General features: G+C 64.5%; 21 protein-coding genes. 14 read left to right on the top strand and 7 right to left on the bottom strand.

Annotated features, from left to right (window positions below; translation table 11 throughout):
- The first annotated feature begins 50 nt into the window (after positions 1 to 50).
- Complete coding sequence (locus DAEP_RS22710) at positions 51 to 1,043, top strand: glycosyltransferase family 2 protein (protein WP_051337395.1); 993 nt, start codon at positions 51 to 53, stop codon at positions 1,041 to 1,043.
- A gap of 6 nt (positions 1,044 to 1,049) precedes the next feature.
- Here the strand turns inward: DAEP_RS22710 and DAEP_RS0113010 are convergent, their stop codons facing one another.
- The 4 genes from DAEP_RS0113010 to ispH form a co-directional block, all read right to left on the bottom strand.
- Positions 1,050 to 1,673 carry a trimeric intracellular cation channel family protein gene (locus tag DAEP_RS0113010; RefSeq protein ID WP_008556246.1) on the bottom strand — a complete coding sequence of 208 codons (624 nt, stop codon included), beginning with the start codon at positions 1,671 to 1,673 and terminating at the stop codon, positions 1,050 to 1,052.
- 16 nt (positions 1,674 to 1,689) lie between these two features.
- Positions 1,690 to 2,154, bottom strand: a complete 465-nt coding sequence (rnhA, locus tag DAEP_RS0113005) for a ribonuclease HI (protein ID WP_008554212.1) — start codon at positions 2,152 to 2,154, stop codon at positions 1,690 to 1,692.
- Positions 2,147 to 2,746: a class I SAM-dependent DNA methyltransferase gene (locus DAEP_RS0113000; RefSeq protein WP_027244933.1), complete on the bottom strand. Its 600-nt coding sequence runs from the start codon at positions 2,744 to 2,746 to the stop codon at positions 2,147 to 2,149. Before DAEP_RS0113000 ends, rnhA begins: the two co-directional genes overlap by 8 nt.
- Positions 2,747 to 2,966: 220 nt before the next feature.
- Complete coding sequence (gene ispH / locus DAEP_RS0112990) at positions 2,967 to 3,917, bottom strand: 4-hydroxy-3-methylbut-2-enyl diphosphate reductase (protein WP_008553458.1); 951 nt, start codon at positions 3,915 to 3,917, stop codon at positions 2,967 to 2,969.
- A 142-nt stretch (positions 3,918 to 4,059) separates the two neighbouring features.
- On the opposite strand from ispH, the gene DAEP_RS0112985 reads away from it, so the two are divergent.
- Complete coding sequence (locus tag DAEP_RS0112985) at positions 4,060 to 4,521, top strand: c-type cytochrome (RefSeq protein WP_027244932.1); 462 nt, start codon at positions 4,060 to 4,062, stop codon at positions 4,519 to 4,521.
- 65 nt (positions 4,522 to 4,586) lie between these two features.
- On the opposite strand, the gene DAEP_RS0112980 is transcribed toward DAEP_RS0112985, so the two are convergent.
- Positions 4,587 to 5,156 (bottom strand): LabA-like NYN domain-containing protein, encoded by a 570-nt coding sequence (locus DAEP_RS0112980; protein WP_008555764.1) that lies wholly within the window; start codon positions 5,154 to 5,156, stop codon positions 4,587 to 4,589.
- A 137-nt stretch (positions 5,157 to 5,293) separates the two neighbouring features.
- Here DAEP_RS0112980 and folK point away from each other — a divergent pair, with 137 nt between their 5' ends.
- The 9 genes from folK (at position 5,294) to rnc (ending at position 12,462) form a co-directional block, all read left to right on the top strand.
- A complete protein-coding gene (folK, locus tag DAEP_RS0112975) occupies positions 5,294 to 5,863 on the top strand; it encodes a 2-amino-4-hydroxy-6-hydroxymethyldihydropteridine diphosphokinase (RefSeq protein WP_027244931.1) in 570 nt (189 codons plus the stop codon).
- A 94-nt stretch (positions 5,864 to 5,957) separates the two neighbouring features.
- Complete coding sequence (rpoZ, locus tag DAEP_RS0112970) at positions 5,958 to 6,311, top strand: DNA-directed RNA polymerase subunit omega (protein ID WP_008554072.1); 354 nt, start codon at positions 5,958 to 5,960, stop codon at positions 6,309 to 6,311.
- Between the two features lie 38 nt (positions 6,312 to 6,349).
- Positions 6,350 to 8,485: a RelA/SpoT family protein gene (locus DAEP_RS0112965; RefSeq protein ID WP_008556751.1), complete on the top strand. Its 2,136-nt coding sequence runs from the start codon at positions 6,350 to 6,352 to the stop codon at positions 8,483 to 8,485.
- A gap of 42 nt (positions 8,486 to 8,527) precedes the next feature.
- Entirely contained in the window at positions 8,528 to 9,169 is a 642-nt protein-coding gene (locus DAEP_RS0112960) for a DUF2062 domain-containing protein (RefSeq protein WP_027244930.1), read from the top strand.
- 106 nt (positions 9,170 to 9,275) lie between these two features.
- Entirely contained in the window at positions 9,276 to 10,031 is a 756-nt protein-coding gene (locus tag DAEP_RS0112955) for a pyridoxine 5'-phosphate synthase (protein WP_027244929.1), read from the top strand.
- A complete protein-coding gene (locus tag DAEP_RS0112950; RefSeq protein ID WP_027244928.1) occupies positions 10,031 to 10,465 on the top strand; it encodes an ABZJ_00895 family protein in 435 nt (144 codons plus the stop codon). Before DAEP_RS0112955 ends, DAEP_RS0112950 begins: the two co-directional genes overlap by 1 nt.
- Positions 10,462 to 10,893, top strand: coding sequence for a holo-ACP synthase (gene acpS, locus DAEP_RS0112945; protein WP_008555821.1), 432 nt, complete (start codon positions 10,462 to 10,464; stop codon positions 10,891 to 10,893). The genes DAEP_RS0112950 and acpS overlap by 4 nt, the downstream gene beginning before the upstream one ends.
- 58 nt (positions 10,894 to 10,951) lie before the next feature.
- Positions 10,952 to 11,788, top strand: coding sequence for a signal peptidase I (gene lepB / locus DAEP_RS0112940; protein WP_008555844.1), 837 nt, complete (start codon positions 10,952 to 10,954; stop codon positions 11,786 to 11,788).
- Complete coding sequence (gene rnc, locus DAEP_RS0112935) at positions 11,785 to 12,462, top strand: ribonuclease III (protein ID WP_008553576.1); 678 nt, start codon at positions 11,785 to 11,787, stop codon at positions 12,460 to 12,462. Before lepB ends, rnc begins: the two co-directional genes overlap by 4 nt.
- A 4-nt stretch (positions 12,463 to 12,466) precedes the next feature.
- Here the strand turns inward: rnc and DAEP_RS0112930 are convergent, their stop codons facing one another.
- A complete protein-coding gene (locus DAEP_RS0112930) occupies positions 12,467 to 13,849 on the bottom strand; it encodes a multicopper oxidase family protein (RefSeq protein WP_027244927.1) in 1,383 nt (460 codons plus the stop codon).
- A 201-nt stretch (positions 13,850 to 14,050) separates the two neighbouring features.
- On the opposite strand from DAEP_RS0112930, the gene era reads away from it, so the two are divergent.
- From era to recO, 3 genes are all read left to right on the top strand, one after another.
- Positions 14,051 to 14,956 (top strand): GTPase Era, encoded by a 906-nt coding sequence (gene era / locus DAEP_RS0112925; protein ID WP_008555932.1) that lies wholly within the window; start codon positions 14,051 to 14,053, stop codon positions 14,954 to 14,956.
- Positions 14,957 to 15,044: 88 nt separating this feature from the next.
- Complete coding sequence (locus tag DAEP_RS0112920) at positions 15,045 to 15,374, top strand: DUF1491 family protein (protein WP_008557039.1); 330 nt, start codon at positions 15,045 to 15,047, stop codon at positions 15,372 to 15,374.
- A 69-nt stretch (positions 15,375 to 15,443) separates the two neighbouring features.
- Complete coding sequence (gene recO, locus DAEP_RS0112915; protein ID WP_027244926.1) at positions 15,444 to 16,169, top strand: DNA repair protein RecO; 726 nt, start codon at positions 15,444 to 15,446, stop codon at positions 16,167 to 16,169.
- Here recO and DAEP_RS0112910 read toward each other — a convergent pair.
- Complete coding sequence (locus DAEP_RS0112910; protein ID WP_027244925.1) at positions 16,153 to 16,545, bottom strand: META domain-containing protein; 393 nt, start codon at positions 16,543 to 16,545, stop codon at positions 16,153 to 16,155. The two genes, recO and DAEP_RS0112910, sit on opposite strands and share 17 nt — an antisense overlap.
- Positions 16,546 to 16,711 lie beyond the last annotated feature (166 nt).

Raw genomic sequence — 16,711 nt, 5'->3', positions numbered from 1 at the left:
ACGCAACCGCAGCATGAAGCGGCGGGACCCGAGGCAGAGAGCAGCAGAAAATGACACAGGATACCGGCCGCAGCGGCACCCCGAATGTGGTGATCGTGACCACCATGAAGGACGAGGGCGCCTATATCCTCGATTGGATCTGCCACTATAAATCCATTGGTGTCAGCGATTTCGTGGTGTTCACAAACGACTGCTCCGACCCTACCGACCACATTCTGCGCTGCCTGCACCGGATGGGGGTGGTGGAGCACCGCTTTAACCGGGTGATGCGGCGCGGGCCGCACAAAAGCGCGCTGATGTGGGCCGAGTATGAGCCGAAGGTGGCCGCCGCCGACTGGGTGCTGGTGGCGGATGCCGACGAATTTCTGCAGATCAATACCGCGGACGGCACGCTGCCAGGCTTGCTGGCTGAGCGGGAGGATGCGGACGCGGTTTCATTTGTCTGGCGGATCTTCGGCAATGCAGGCGTGGGGACCGCGGACCATCCTGCGGTGCCGCAGGCCTTTGTCCGGGCCGAACCGGAGGAAGGCCAGGCGGATGAGCACCGGTTCTTCAAGACGGCCTTCCGCAACAACGGGAAGTTTGAGCGGATGGGCGTTCACCGCCCCTTCCTGGCGGTTGCGCCGGAAGAGGTGAACTGGCAGCTGGCCGATGGCACCCGCCTGCCGCAGAATGAGCTGGAGGGCGTGCTGTATGTGCGCGGCAGCTACGGATATTCCGCCGCGCAGCTCAACCATTACGCGCTGCGCTCACGCGACGGCTTCCTGAACAAGAAGGCCCGCGGCCGGGCCAATCATTTCACCGCCTCCATCGAGCCGGGTTACTGGCACAAGTTCGACCGGAACGAGGAGGAGGACCGGCGGCTGGCCGACAATTTCGCTGCCGCGCTGGAGATCAAGGAAGACCTGCTGCGCGATGCCAGCCTGCGGGAATACCACGAAATGGCGCAGATCTGGCACCGCCGCCGCGGCCGCAAGGCCCGGATTAGCGATGAGGGGCAGGCGTTTCTGAAAGCCATGGAGGAGAGCCGCAAGAGCGCCTGAACAGGCTCAGCTGCGGGGCGGGCGGCTTTTGTAGACGGGCAGGTGCCAGCCGAAGAGGATGGAACCCGCGCGCAGCGTCCAGCAGACACCGGCGCAGGCGAGCAGGGCAAACCGCAGCTCAAGCCCCGCGGAAATCGCCAGCACGGCGGTGATAGCGCCGGCCATGGCGCAGGTGATGTACAGCTCGCCCTGTTTCAGGACCAGCGGGACCTCGTTGCAGACCACATCGCGCATCAGCCCGCCCAGCGAGCCGGTCGCCATGCCCATCAGCACAACGATCACCGGCTCCTTTCCCAGCGCAATCGCGGCGCCGGTGCCCGCGGGCACCGCAATCGCCAGGGCGAAACTGTCCAGCCAGATCACCCAGCGCATCCGGCTTTCCACCAGATGCGCGGTAAAGAACACCGCCACTGCGGCGGTGGCTGCGAGCAGAATGTAGTTGGGGTCACCGATCCAGAACACCGGATCCCGGTTCAGCAGCAGATCCCGCACTGTGCCGCCGCCAACTGCCGTCAGGCAGGCCACGAAGGCAAAGCCCACGATGTCGAGCTGCGCCCGGCTGGCAACCAGAGCCCCGGTCAGGGCGAAGACCAGCACCGAGGCGTAGTCGAGCAGGGTCAGAAAGCTCATGCGCAGGCCCCGTGCATCAGGCGCCCTTCTTTTTCTTGAAAGGCGCCATGCCGGCGCGCGCCAGTTCATCGGCGCGTTCGTTCTCGGGGTGGCCTGCGTGGCCCTTGACCCACTCCCAGGTCACCTTATGGCGGCGCTGGGCCTCGTCCAGCCGCTGCCACAGCTCGACGTTTTTCACCGGCTTCTTGTTCGAGGTTTTCCAGCCGTTCTTCTTCCAGCCGAAGATCCAGCCGGTGACGCCGTTCTTCACATAGGCGGAATCGGTGACCACGGTGATCGTGGAGGGCCGCGCCAGGCTTTCCAGCGCATTGATTGCGGCCAGCAGTTCCATCCGGTTGTTGGTGGTCTCGGCCTCGCCTCCGCTCAGTTCCTTTTCCTTGACGATGGAGTCACCGTCCATGGCGCGCAGCAGAACGCCCCAGCCGCCGGGGCCGGGATTTCCGGAACAGGCGCCGTCGGTATAAGCAAACAATTCAGGCATCGGCGGTCAGGATCACGTAGGTTTCAACGCCGCCAGCGAGGCCCTGGCCATTGCCGCGGCGGGTCCGGGTTACGGTGAAGCCCGCGTCTTGAAGCAGATTTTTCAATTCATCCTCGCTGTAATAGGCATAGAAACGTCCCAGCTTGTCACGCCCTTCGCCGTCTCCGAGCTTCATGCCAATATGGAAGATGCCGCCGGGGTTCAAGGCGCGATGAACCTGCGCCAGATGTCCGGGCAGGTCAGCCCGCGGCGCGTGCAGCAGGCTGAAGTTGGCCCAGATGCCATCAAAGCTTCTTTTGTGCTTCAACGCTTCGAAGGTAGCTACCTCGACTTCAATCCCGAAATTTGACCTTGCCAGTTCCGCCATCTGGGGAGAGGCATCCATGGCAGAAACCTTGAAGCCCTTTTCCTTGAAACGGGCCGCCCAATGGCCCGGTCCGCAGCCCAGATCCAGAATGCGGGCGCCGGCTGGCAGGCGTGAGGAGAAGGCCGCGAAATCCGGATCGTGAAAGCTGTCACCGGCGCGGGCAAAGCGGTCGGCATAGGCCTGCGCTGCTTCCGCGTAGACTTGCAGGGTTTTCCGGTCGCTCATCTTCCGCCTCCGCGCTGTGAAAAAGCCGGCTCAGGCGCGTTCCGGCGCCAGCATTCGGATGACGCCCGTACCGGGGGAGAGGATGACCACAAATGCAGTGATCAGAAAGTGCTGGGTGATCATGAAAACGGCTCCAGAAAATGCCCGCGGACTAAGGCGTAGCACGATTAGCCCGCGGCGCATGCGTTTTCTGTGACCGGAATGGCCGCCTGCAAAGAGGTTATGCAGGCTGCCGCAAGACGCGGGGCACCTTGAACTCCACCGTTTCCACTGCGGTCTCGACCACCTCAACCGTCACGTCGTAGCGCTCCCTGAAGGCGTCGATCACCTCGTTGACCAGCAGTTCCGGGGCAGAGGCGCCGGCGGTGATCGCAATGGAGCGGATGCCCTCCAGCGCGCGCCAGTCGATGTTTTCGGCGCGCTGCACGAGTTGGGCGTACGCACAGCCGTTCTTGGCGCCGACCTCGACCAAGCGGCGGGAGTTCGAAGAATTCGGCGCGCCGACCACCAGCAGGGCGTCCGACTTGGGCGCCACCGATTTCACCGCTTCCTGGCGGTTGGTGGTGGCATAGCAGATGTCTTCCTTGTGCGGGCCGATAATGTTCGGGAAACGCTCTTCCAGCGCCGCAACGATGCCCTTGGTGTCATCGACCGACAGGGTGGTCTGGGTCACATAGGCCAGACGGTCCGGGTCGCGCACCTCAACCGTTGCCACATCCGCTGCGGTTTCGACCAGCAGGACCTCGCCCTCAGGCAGCTGGCCCATGGTGCCGATGGTCTCCGGGTGGCCCTTGTGGCCGATCATGATCATCTGCAAACCGGCTTCGGCATGGCGCTGCGCCTCGATATGCACCTTGGAGACCAGCGGGCAGGTGGCATCGACATAGATCATCTCGCGCGCCTCAGCCGCAGCAGGCACCGATTTCGGCACCCCGTGGGCGGAGAAAATCACCGGCCGGTCATCGGGGCATTCGTCCAGTTCCTCGACAAACACCGCGCCTTTTTCGCGCAAGGAATCGACCACGAATTTGTTATGCACGATTTCATGGCGCACATAGACCGGCGCCCCCCATTTGCCGATCGCCATTTCGACGATCTTGATGGCGCGGTCCACTCCGGCGCAAAAGCCGCGCGGCGCGGCGAGGTAAAGGGTCAGGGCTGGCTTGGTCATGGGCGTCTCCTTGCGCGCCAGAGGTAAGCGGTTCAGGCGGCGAGGTCCAGTGCCCGGGCGGCCTCACAGGTTTGTGATTGGAGGTTCCCGCGGGGGAAGGCGGCAAAAGCCCGCCTTGGACAGCAACAGGCATGGGGTCGGCATGAAGAAGGTGGTTGCCGCTACCGCTGCGGCCGGGTTGGCGGCGGCCGTGTATTACTGGCTGGCGGAGAGCGGCCCGCAGGCCGCCGGGATCCTGCCCTATCAGGATGCGGAAGCTGTGGCTTTGGGCGAGGCCGTGTATCTGGATTACTGCGCCAGCTGCCACGGAGCAGACTTGCAGGGCGAGCCCAATTGGCAGGACCGGGACAGCGAGGGCTATCTTCCGGCGCCGCCGCAGGATGAAAACGGCCACACCTGGCATCACCCGGACGGGCAGCTGCTGGATATCACGCGGCGCGGCGTCGCCGAGGTGGTCGGCAACGGCTACCGCAGCCGCATGGGCGGTTTTGCCGGTGTGCTGACGGAGGAGGAAATGCTGGCGGTGCTGGCCTACATAAAGAGCCGCTGGCCAGCAGAAGTGATCGCCCGCCACAACCAGATAAACAGCCAGGCAGACAATTGATCAGGTCCGGAGAAGGCGCCGCCCCATCAGGCGCCTCGCTCCGGGTATCAGGCGGCTGCTTGCGCTCAGCCGTGCGCGACAGTTGCCGAGCGCTGATCGCTCTGCTCGCGCGGCGGGCGGCCGATCACGTCGCGCAGCTCTTCCAGTTCGATAAAATTATCGGCCTGGCGGCGCAGGTCGTCAGAGATCATCGGCGGCTGGCTGCGGATGGTGGACACCACCGAAACCCGCACGCCCTGGCGCTGCAGACTTGCAATCAGCGGGCGAAAATCCCCATCGCCCGAGAACAGCACGATATGGTCCACCCGCGGCGCCAGCTCCATGGCATCTACAGTCAGTTCGATATCCATGTTGCCTTTGACTTTGCGGCGGCCCAGGCTGTCGGTGTATTCCTTGGCCGGTTTGGTGACCATGGTGAAGCCGTTGTAATGCAGCCAGTCCACCAGCGGTCTGATCGGCGAATACTCGTCATTTTCCAGCAGAGCGGTGTAATAAAAGGCACGCAGCAGCTTGCCGCGGCGCATGAATTCCTGCCGCAGAAGCTTATAGTCGATGTCAAACCCGAGCGCCTTGGCCGCAGCGTACAGATTCGACCCGTCTATGAACAGCGCAAGCCGTTCGTCTTTGTAAAACATCAAATGTTCCTTCCGGTATATCCGCCTCAGCCGGGAGTTCCGTGAGTGTGAGCTTGAAAACGGCGAAACGGGTGGACTTAATGTAAGTTATTTGTCATCTGCCGCAAGTATACTGCCATTCTGAAAATGGGTCAAAAATGGCCGAAAACCGGAAACTGTCTCTGATCGCACTTGGCGGTAACCTGCCCGTTGAGGCTAGTGCGCCGGAAGACACCTTGTCAAAGGCCATCGCCGCCTTGCAGGCGGAGGATATCAGGCTGCGCAGTGTCTCGCGGTTTTTCCGCACGCCCTGTTTTCCGGCCGGTGCCGGTCCGGATTATGTAAATGCCGCTGTGGCGGTGGAAACCTCCCTGTCCGCCAATGCCCTGCTGGCGCGCCTGCATGAGATTGAGGCGCGGTTCGCCCGGGTGCGGGAGCAGCGCTGGGGAATGCGCACGCTGGATCTGGATCTGCTGGACCACAGCGGTGCGGTTCTGCCGGATGCAGCAGGGTATGCCCGCTGGCAGGGGCTGCCGCTGGAACGCCAGATGCAGGAGGCGCCGGGGCAGCTGATCCTGCCGCATCCGCGCATTCAGGACCGTGTCTTTGTGCTGGTGCCGCTGCAAGACATCGCGCCGCGCTGGCGCCATCCGGTCTTGCAGAAAACCGCGGCCGAAATGCTGGCGGAATTGCCGCCGGAAGAGGTGGCTGAAGTGTGCCCTCTTTAGCGCGCGCGATGCTGTGTTTTCCGCCCTTGTCAAGAGAAAGATTTGGGCGTAGAAGTCTGCCTTCTGGACCAGGAATTGAATTGGAGAGTCGCTGATGGCCCGCGTGACGGTTGAAGATTGCGTCGATAAAGTGCCCAACCGCTTTGAGCTGGTGATGCTGGCTGCGCACCGTGCCCGCGAAATCTCGGCTGGTGCCCCGATCACTGTCGACCGTGACAACGACAAGAACCCGGTTGTGTCCCTGCGCGAGATCGCCGAAGAGACCCAGAGCGCGGACGAGCTGCGCGAGCGTCTGATCGAGAGCAACCAGACCCAGATCGAGGTTGACGAGCCGGAAGAGGATTCCATGGCTCTGCTGATGGGCGCGGACCACGACAAGCCTGCCGAAGACGACATGTCAGAAGAGAAACTGCTGCGCGCGCTTATGGAGGCCCAGGGCCAGGGCTGAGGCGCGCGTTCCGAGAATTTTGAGGCTGCGGACCGGACATGATTTCCCCTGACGACCTGATTGCTCTGGTCCGCAACTACAACCCCAAGACCAATGCAGCACGGATCGCCGAGGCCTATGCCTTCGGCGAGCAGATGCATGAGGGGCAGTTCCGCCACTCGGGCGAGCCCTATTTCACGCATCCTGTGGCGGTGGCCGCGATCCTGACCGAACAGCGGCTGGATGATGCAACCATCATCACCGCGCTGCTGCATGACACCATCGAAGATACCAAGGCGAACTACGAAGAAGTCGCCCGCCGCTTTGGCGGCGAGGTGGCGATGCTGGTTGACGGCGTCACCAAGCTGACCAACCTGCAGCTCAGCAGCCGCGAGACCAAGCAGGCGGAAAACTTCCGCAAGCTGTTCATGGCGATGTCCAAGGATCTGCGGGTGATCCTAGTGAAGCTTGCGGACCGCCTGCACAACATGCGCACCATCAAGGCGATGCGCCCTGAGAAACAGGCCCAGAAGGCGCGCGAGACCATGGATATCTATGCGCCGCTGGCGGGCCGGATGGGCATGCAGTGGATGCGCGAGGAGCTGGAGGATCTGGCCTTCCGCGTGCTGAACCCGGAAGGGCGGCAGTCGATCATCCGCCGCTTTGTGACCCTGCAGCGCGAAACCGGCGACGTGATCCACCGGATCACCGGCGACATGCGGCTGGAGCTGGAGAAGGCCGGTATCGAGGCAGAGGTATTTGGCCGCGCCAAGAAACCCTATTCGATCTGGCGCAAGATGCAGGCCAAGGATCAGGGGTTCTCGCGGCTGTCGGATATCTACGGTTTTCGGGTGATCACCGGGTCCGAAGAGGACGCCTACCGCGCGCTGGGCGCCATCCATCAGCGCTGGCGGGCCGTGCCGGGCCGTTTCAAGGACTATATCAGCCAGCCGAAATCCAACGGCTATCGCTCGATCCACACCACGGTGTCGGGCCGCGACGGCAAGCGGGTTGAGGTGCAGATCCGCACCCGCCAGATGCACGATGTGGCCGAAACCGGCGTGGCGGCGCATTGGTCCTACCGCGACGGGGTGCGCTCGGAGAACCCCTTTGCCGTTGACCCGGCCAAGTGGATTGCCTCGCTGACCGAACAGTTCGACGCCGAGGACGACCACGACGAATTCCTCGAAGCCGTGAAGCTTGAGATGTATTCGGATCAGGTGTTCTGCTTCACCCCCAAGGGCGACGTGATCAAGCTGCCCAAGGGCGCGACGCCGATCGACTTTGCCTATGCCATTCACACCCGCATCGGCCATGCCTGCGTCGGGGCCAAGGTGGACGGGATCCGGGTGCCGCTGTGGACCCGGCTGCGCAATGGCCAGTCGGTGGATGTGATCACCGCCGAAGGCCAGACCCCGCAGGTCAGCTGGCTGGAGATCGCCACCACCGGCAAGGCCCGCACTTCCATCCGCCGCGCTCTGCGCGAAGCGGACCGGGCGCGGTTTGTGAAGCTGGGGCATGAACTTGCGCGCTCGGCGTTTGAGCATGTTGGCAAGAAGGCGACGGACAAGGCGCTGGAAACCGCGGCCCGCGCGCTGCGCGCCAGCGGCGTGAACGAGCTGCTGGCACGGCTGGGCGCGGCCGAGATCACCGCGCATGACGTGGTGCAGTCGGTCTACCCCGAACTGACCACCTCCGGCGATGGAGATGAGATTTCACCGCGCCGGGCGGTGATCGGCCTGGAGCCCGGGCAGAGCTTCGAGCGCGCGCAATGCTGCCAGCCGCTGCCGGGCGAGCGCATCATCGGCATCACCTACCGCGGCCGCGGTGTGGTGGTGCATGCCGCCGACTGCGACAAGCTGGGCGAATTCGAGGACCAGCCGGAGCGCTGGATGGACGTGCATTGGCACAGCGGCACCCACCCGGCGGCTTACGGCACCACGCTGGAGCTGACCATCGGCAATGATGCCGGGGTGCTGGGGCGCATTTGCACATTGATCGGCGAGAAAAAGGCCAATATTTCGGACCTTGAATTTGTTGACAGGAAACCAGACTTTTACCGGCTTATGATCAATGTGGAGCTGCGGGATGTGGAGCAGCTGCACTCGCTGATGCTGACACTAGAGGCGGAAAGCGATGTTGCCGCGGTGGCGCGGTTCCGGAACAAGCCGGAAGAACGCCATTTTCCGGGGTAAGCCGCTGAAACTCTAAGCCGGAACTGGGAAGGACGGACAGCTTTGGTATTCAGGCGCCGGGACAGACGTTCGCCCCTCCGCGCGCTGGCGGACTTCGTCTGGCCGCGCGGCGGCTGGGCCCGGGCCTTCCTGTACGTGAAACACCGGGTGCGGCGGCTGCCCGATTCGCCCGAACGCATCGCCCGCGGGATCTGGGCCGGGGTGTTCACCACCTTCACGCCCTTTTACGGTATGCATTTCGTGGTGGCGGCGATCATCGCGCGGCTGATGAACGGCAATATCCTGGCCTCGCTCAGCGCCACCTTCTTTGGCAACCCGCTGACCTACGTGCCGATCGGGGTGGCCAGCCTGCAGACCGGCCATTGGATCTTGGGCACCGAGTTCGACGAGGAAGTCGACAAGTCGCTTGCGGGCAAGTTCATGGCCGCGGGCGCCGACCTGAAGGACAACCTGTTTGCGCTGTTCATGGACAAGCCCGCCGACTGGCAGGGGCTGCACCTGTTCTATAACGAGGTGTTCTATCCCTACATGATCGGCGGCATCATCCCGGGCATCATCAGCGCCACGGTCTGCTATATGCTCAGCCTGCCGGTGATCCGCGTCTACCAGCAGCGCCGCCGGGCCAAGATCAAGGCCAAGTTCGAGGCGATCAAGCAGCGTGCCGAAGTCAGCACCGGCTCCTGAGCCGCGCTGCCGGATTGTACCATTCTCGCCTGCAGGCTTGCTCTTGCCCGCTGTCTGTCTAGTCTTTGGCTCAAGGCTTTGACTTCAGACGGATGAGAGACCTCTCATGACACAGAACCAACTGCGCCTGGGCGTGAACATCGACCACGTCGCCACTGTGCGCAACGCCCGCGGCGGCGCTTATCCGGACCCGGTGCGCGCTGCAAAACTGGCGGAGGAGGCAGGCGCCGACGGCATCACCGCCCACCTGCGCGAAGACCGCCGCCATATCACCGACGCTGACATTGACGGGCTGATGGAGGCGCTGAGCGTGCCGCTGAACTTCGAGATGGCGGCGACGGAGGAAATGCAGAAGATCGCCCTGCGCCACAAGCCGCACGCGGTCTGCATCGTGCCGGAAAAGCGCGAAGAGCGCACGACCGAGGGCGGGCTGGAAGTGGCGCGCGAGGAAAACCGCCTGGCGCATTACATCGCCCCGCTGCGCGAGGCGGGCTGCCGGGTGTCGATCTTCATTGCTGCCGACCGCAAGCAGATCGAGGCTGCGCACCGGATCGGGGCCGAGGTGATCGAACTGCACACCGGCGCCTATTGCGATTTCCACGCCGAGGGCAAGCTTGCAGAGCGCGACCGCGAGCTGGAGGCGCTGCGGGACATGTCTGCCTACGCCCATTCGCTGGGGCTGGAGGTGCATGCGGGCCATGGCCTCACCTATGAGACCGTGCAGCCGGTTGCGGCCTTTCCGGAGGTGAGGGAATTGAACATCGGCCACTTCCTGATCGGCGAGGCCATCTTTCGCGGCCTGACCCCGGCAGTGCGCGAAATGCGCCGCCTGATGGATGAAGCGCGCGGGGGTAAAGGCTGATGGCGCAACCTCATGGGCGGGCGGAATTGCTGCGTTATGGGCTCGACTGGCTGCTGGCGGCGGCGATTCTGATGGCAATGGCGCTGGTTCTGGACCGTTTCGGCCGTTCCCTGCCGCCCGGGCTGGCGACGGTGCTGCCGCCGATGTTCGCCTCTGTCCGGGCCGGAATGCGCTTTGTCAGTTCCGAGAAGCGGCCACTGGCTGGGCGGGAGGCCTGGCTGGCGTCGCTGGCGATGACCGGCGTTGTTGCGGTTCTGACCCTGCTTCAGCTGCTGCTGTTCTGGAACTCGGCAATGATCGCAGAGGCACGCGAGGTCATCCCAGGCTCATTCCTGGCGCTGATTGCCCTGGTGCTGCTGGGCGTGGTTCTGCTGGTGAACCGGCTGTTTCTGGGCCATGGCATCAAGCTCGGTTTGAAGCGGCTGGAAGAATGATCCTGGGCGTCGGCACCGATCTTGCCAATATCGAGCGTATCCAGCGTACGCTGGACCGGTTCGGAGACCGGTTCCGCAACCGGGTGTTCACCGAAACTGAGCAGAAAAAGGCCGAGCGCCGCCGCGATGTTGCTGGCACCTATGCCAAGCGCTGGGCCGCCAAGGAGGCCTGCTCAAAGGCGCTTGGCACCGGTCTGCGCATGGGCATCGCCTGGAAGGACATGGCGGTCTCCAACCTGCGCACCGGCCAGCCGGTGATGCATGTGACCGGCTGGGCTGCCGACCGTCTGCGCGAGATGACCCCGCCCGGCCATGAGGCGGTGATCCACGTGACATTGACCGACGACCACCCCTGGGCGCAGGCCTTCGTGGTGATTGAGGCGCGCCCGTCCGCCAGCGACCCGGCGGAATCATCTTCGGGAACTTGACTTGCCCCCCTCAGGCCCGCATGTAGCCCCGGACCCTGTTTCCAAACCGGAGAGCCTGATGACGGCCAAAGCAAAGACCGGCAGTTCGATCCTTGAGACGATCAAAACCATCGTCTACGCGCTGCTGATCGCCGGTGTCTTCCGCACCCTGTTCTTCCAGCCCTTCTGGATCCCGTCCGGATCGATGAAGGAAACCCTGCTGATCGGGGACTTCCTGTTCGTGAACAAGATGGCCTACGGCTATTCCTACGCCTCTTGCCCCAGCGTGCGCATTGGCGCGGTCGGGCTGAACATCGACGCCAAGGACATCTGCGGCTTTCTAGACGGTGACAACACCCGCCTGATGGGCGGCCAGCCGGAGCGCGGCGATGTGGTGGTGTTCCGCCATCCGGTCAACGGCAACGACTTCATCAAGCGGCTGGTCGGCCTGCCGGGCGACAAGATCCAGATGAAGAACGGCGTGCTGTTCATCAACGGCGCGCCGGTCAAGCTTGAGGATGCCGGCCAGTTCGAGGAAGTGATGGAACGCCAGGGACCGCAGGGCTCCTTCCCGCGCTGTGAAAACGCGCCGGTGGGCCAGGGCGCCGTCTGCAAGAAATCGCGCAAGCTGGAAACCCTGCCGGGCGGCAATGAGCATATCGTGCTCAACATCACCAACCAGGGCATGGACCACACAGGCGTGTACCAGGTTCCGGAAGGGCACTATTTCTTCATGGGCGACAACCGGGACAACTCCTCCGACAGCCGCCTGCCGCAATCTGCGGGCGGGGTTGGCTTTGTCCCTTTTGAAAACCTGATCGGCCGTGCCGACCGGATCATGTTCTCCTCTGCCGGGCGGTCCATGCTGTATTTCTGGACCTGGCGGAGCGACCGTTTCTTCAAGGGGATCGAGTGAAGCTGTCCAAGGAATTGCGTGCGTTCGAGGAACGCATCGGGCATAAGTTTGCCCGCCCGGAGCTGCTGCAGCGCGCCGTGACCCACGCCTCCGTGTCGTCGTCCAACCGCAAGGACAACCAGCGGCTGGAGTTCCTGGGCGACCGGGTTCTGGGGCTGGTGATGGCGACCGCGCTGCTGGAGCATGACAAGACCGCCACCGAAGGCCAGCTGGCGCCGCGCTTCAACGCGCTGGTGCGCAAGGAGGCCTGCGCCGATGTCGCCAAGGAGATCGACCTTGGCGCGGTGCTCAAGCTGGGCCGCTCCGAAATGATGTCCGGCGGCCGCCGCAAACAGGCCTTGCTGGGCGATGCGATGGAGGCGGTGATCGCCGCCGTTTACAAGGACGCAGGGTTCGACGCGGCGGCGGAGATGATCCTGCGCCTGTGGGGCACTCGCATCCATCAAGTCGAAACGGATGCGCGCGACGCCAAGACCTCGCTGCAGGAGTGGGCGCAGGCGCGCGGGCAGCAAGTGCCCATTTATGTGGAAGTTTCCCGCAGCGGCCCGGATCACGCCCCGGTCTTCACCATCGCGGCGCGGCTGCAGGACGGCACCGAAGCCCAGGCCACCGCAGGCTCCAAGCGGCAGGCCGAACAGGCCGCTGCCAAGGCGCTGCTGGAACAGCTCGGCTGACCGCTCAAGTCACCCGGATATAGCCCGCAAGCCCGGTCTTCTGGTGCTCGATCACATGGCAGTGGAACGCCCAGTCGCCGGGATTGTCGGCGACCAGCGCAATCTCGGCCACTTCGTCCTTCAGCAGCAGCAGGGTGTCCGTCACCAGCGGCGGCAGCTCGCGCAGGTTCGAGCGGAGCGGCACGAACGCCAGCCCGTGCAGATGGATCGGATGCAGGTTGGGCGATTCATTCCGCAGCCGCAGCACATAGCTCTTGCCGCGCTCCAGCACCGCCAGCGGCCCGGTGCCCTTGGCGGCATCCCCGGCCCAGGGCGTGCGGTTGATCGACCAGAAACTGTAACCCATCGAGCCGCAAAAGCCATCATCCGGCGGCCCGCCCTCTGGCGTCCAGCCAAACACGAAATCATGCACTTCAGCGTTTGCCAGATCCGGCCGGGCAACCGGGTTGGCAGGCAGCGGCTTCAGCTCCCGCAGATCCCGCGCCAGGTCCGCGCCAACGGACCGCAGGCGCGCCATAGTGCGGGCGGGCTGCCCTGGCAGCTCCGCCAGCAAATCCGCCGTCTGCCCCTCATCCGCAGCCATCTGCACCGCGAAATCCGCCCGCTGGCCAGGCCCGAGCAGCAAAGGGGCCTCCGCTGAAGGCAGGGGCAGCTCAAACTCCACCGGATGCCCGTCCCAGGCAATGATCCGCGCCTGATCCGTGCTCAGATGCAGCTTGTAGATCCGGGTGGTGTCCGTGTTCACCACCCTGAGCCGCACCAGCCCGCCCGCCGGATGATCATAGACCGGCACCTGCAGCCAGTTCGCCGTCAGCACATTGCCATGCGTCCCGCCACGGGCCGCCCCGCGCGCAGTGTAATAGGGCAGGAAGGCGCCCTGATCATCCAGCCGGAAATCCCGCAGGTTGATGGCCTGATCACCGTCGAAACCGGGATCTTTTGTCTCCCGGATCACCATTACCCCGGTCAGCCCGTGCGCCATCTGCGCCATTGTCATGCAGTGCGGATGATACCAGTAGGTGCCGGCATCCGGCGGGGTGAATTCGTAGTCAAACGACTCGCAGCCCGCGATCGGCATCTGGGTCAGATAGGGCACCCCGTCCATCGCATTGGCGATCCGCAGCCCGTGCCAATGCATCGCGGTGTAGTCTTCGGTGCGATTGACCACCCGCAGCCGCATCGGCTCGCCCTGCGTGCCGTACAGCACCGGCGGCGGCGCATCCGGCGACAGGCTCACCAGACCCTCGGTCGGCGTCTCGCGGAAAGCAAAGCTGGCAGGCTGGATGGTCAGCTGCTGCGCCTCACCGGCAGCCGCCAGCCCCCAGCCGCCTGCGCCAAACGCCCCGGCAGATGCAGCAGTTCCCAGCAGAAATTCCCGGCGGTTCATCAGGCAAGTCCCTTTATGTGCACTGTAAGACAGGCCTGGCTGTCGGACTGGCTTGGCGATGCGGTTCTCCCACGGGACCTGCCACAGGTCTTTGACATAGGGCAAGCCTGTGCGACGCTGTGCCAAGCCCCGTGAAAACGCCTCTGGCCCCTGTGGGTAAAATCCTGTAGGGGATCGGCTCTGCAAACAGGACCATTACAGATGACCACACGCGCCGGATTCGTTGCCCTGATCGGAGAGCCCAACGCGGGCAAATCCACCTTGCTGAACCGCATGGTCGGGGCCAAGGTCTCGATCGTGACCCATAAGGTCCAGACCACCCGCGCCCGCATTCGCGGCGTGGCGATGGAGGGGGACGCGCAGCTGGTGTTCGTCGATACCCCCGGCCTGTTCAAGCCGCGCCGCCGCCTGGACCGCGCGATGGTGGCCGCCGCCTGGGGCGGTGCTGCGGACGCTGATGTTGTGGTGCTGATGGTGGAGGCCCACCGCGGCATCACCGAAGGGGTCGAGACCATCCTCGAAGGCCTTGCGGAGATCGGCGAGGGCCGCACTGTGGCGCTGGCGATCAACAAGATCGACAAGGTGCCCGCGGAAAAACTGCTGGGCCTCGCCCAGGACCTGAACCGCCGCTACGCATTCGCCGAAACCTTCATGATCTCGGCGGAGCGCGGCCATGGCGTCGATGACCTGCGCAAATGGCTGGCGGGCAAGCTGCCGGAAAGCCCCTGGCTCTACCCCGAGGATCAGATCGCGGACCTGCCGATGCGGATGATCGCGGCGGAAATGACCCGCGAAAAGCTGACCCTGCGCCTGCACCAGGAGCTGCCCTACCAGCTGACCGTCGAGACCGAGAAATGGGAAGAGCGCAAGGATGGCTCCGCCCGCGTCGACCAGATCATCTATGTGGTCCGCGACGGCCACAAGGGGATCGTTCTGGGCAAGCGCGGCGAGACTATCAAATCCGTCTCCCAGGCTGCGCGCGCCGAGCTGGAGGAATTCCTGGGCCGCAAGGTGCATCTGTTCCTGCAGGTGAAGGTGCGCCCGAACTGGCTGGAAGAGGCGGAGCGCTACTCGGAGATGGGCCTCGACTTCAAGGACGGCAATTGACGCCGGCCGTGCTTTTCATCTTTCCCAAAATACTCCCGCCGGAGGCACCCGCACGCTCCTTTGGCGCGGGCGCAGGCGAGGGTGCGGCATGACCCGCCTCACCGCCCGCTTCTGGGTGGATGCCTACCTGGCCCGGCTGAGGTTTCAGGACATCCCTGCCTTCATCACCGCGCATGGCGACGACACCGCAGGCGCTGTGCTGGTCAAGCTCAACACGCTGGACGGCCAGGCCCGCGCCTTTCACCGCACCTACGACCTGATGAGCGGCAACCGCAAATGGGATGAGCTGTCCGCCGGCGCCGAGACCGAGGTCGACGCCTCCATCCGCCGCCAGCGCGAGTTCGACCCCGATCTCTGGGTGGTCGAGGTCGAGGACCGCCAGGGCCGCCACCTGCTGGACGAACCCGGCCTCGAATGACCCTGCTGCTTGCAGCCCATCCGGCAATGCGCTCAGGTAGGGCAGGCCGCAGGACAGGGAGGCAGGGCGTTGGAGTGGCGTGATCACGGCATATTGCTTTCGGTGCGCCGCCACGGCGAAAGCTCCGCCATCATCGACATCTTTACCGAAGGCCACGGCCGCCATGCAGGCGTTGTGCGCGGCGGCGCCGGCCGCCGGATGGCCCCTATTCTGCAGCCCGGCGCGCAGCTGGATGTGACATGGCGGGCGCGGCTGGAGGATCACCTGGGCAGCTACCACGCCGAACCCCTGCGCAGCCGCGCTGCCGCGGCGCTCTCCGGGCGGCTGGCGCTGGCCGGGCTCAATACGGTCACCGCGCTCCTGTCCTTCTGCCTGCCGGAGCGCGAGCCGCATCCGGACCTCTATACCCGCAGCGAACAGTTGCTCGACCTTCTAGGGAACGAAGACCTCTGGCCGCTGGCCTACCTGCGCTGGGAGCTGGCGCTGCTGGAGGAGATGGGCTTTGGCCTCGATCTCTCCGCCTGCGCCGTGACCGGCAGCCGCCTCGGGCTGGCTTACATATCGCCGAAAACCGGCCGAGCTGTTTCACGTGAAGGCGCCGGCGACTGGGCGGACCGGCTGCTGCCGCTGCCGCCGGTGATGCTGGGCCAGGGCAGCGCCGAGGATGCCGAAATTGTTCAAGCCCTGCGCGCCACGGGTTTTTTCCTGGAGGCGCATCTGGCGCCGTCGCTGGGCAACCACCCGCTGCCCGAGGCACGCGGCCGGCTCATGGACCTGCTCAGCCGCCGCCTGTGAACAGCATCTCGCGGCCCGCTTCATTGCTCAGGATCAGCACCTCGCCCGACACCTCCGCCAGCGTCATCTCCTGCAGGGCTTGAAGGAACGCGGCCTCTGCCTCCCGCTCCGGGCAGGCGGCGCGCGTCACCGCCAGAGAGCCGGTTTCAAACCACGGATAGGGGGCGGTCTGGCTGCCTTGGAAACTGTTGCAAGGCCCCCGTCCGGCGATCCTGCCCGGTTCCGGAAACGTCAGATGCGCAGACGCTGAAAAGGCTGCACCATCGATGCTCCGGAGCTGCCACATCTCCCCCGCGGCGCCATAGGCCGACAGGCTCTCATCCCCGGCGCAGGCGTTCGCAAGCAGCAGGGAGCCGATCAGGGCGGCGCGCAGCATCAAGACCTCCAGCAATATTCATCTCAAATCATTTTGGAGCGCGGCAGCGCCCTGTACAAGGCCAGCCTGCAGCAGGTGCTCCCGCCCGCCGCCGCGGCATTGGAGATGCCTTGCGCCCGTTGGGCCCGGCGCCGCGCAAGGCGCGGTGCCTGCCGTGTCATTCCGG

The sequence above is a fragment of the Leisingera daeponensis DSM 23529 genome, assembly GCF_000473145.1.
Taxonomy (GTDB): Bacteria; Pseudomonadota; Alphaproteobacteria; order Rhodobacterales; family Rhodobacteraceae; genus Leisingera; species Leisingera daeponensis.
The sequence above is the reverse complement of the archived record's forward strand: the minus strand, read 5'-3'. Positions and strand labels throughout refer to the sequence as shown.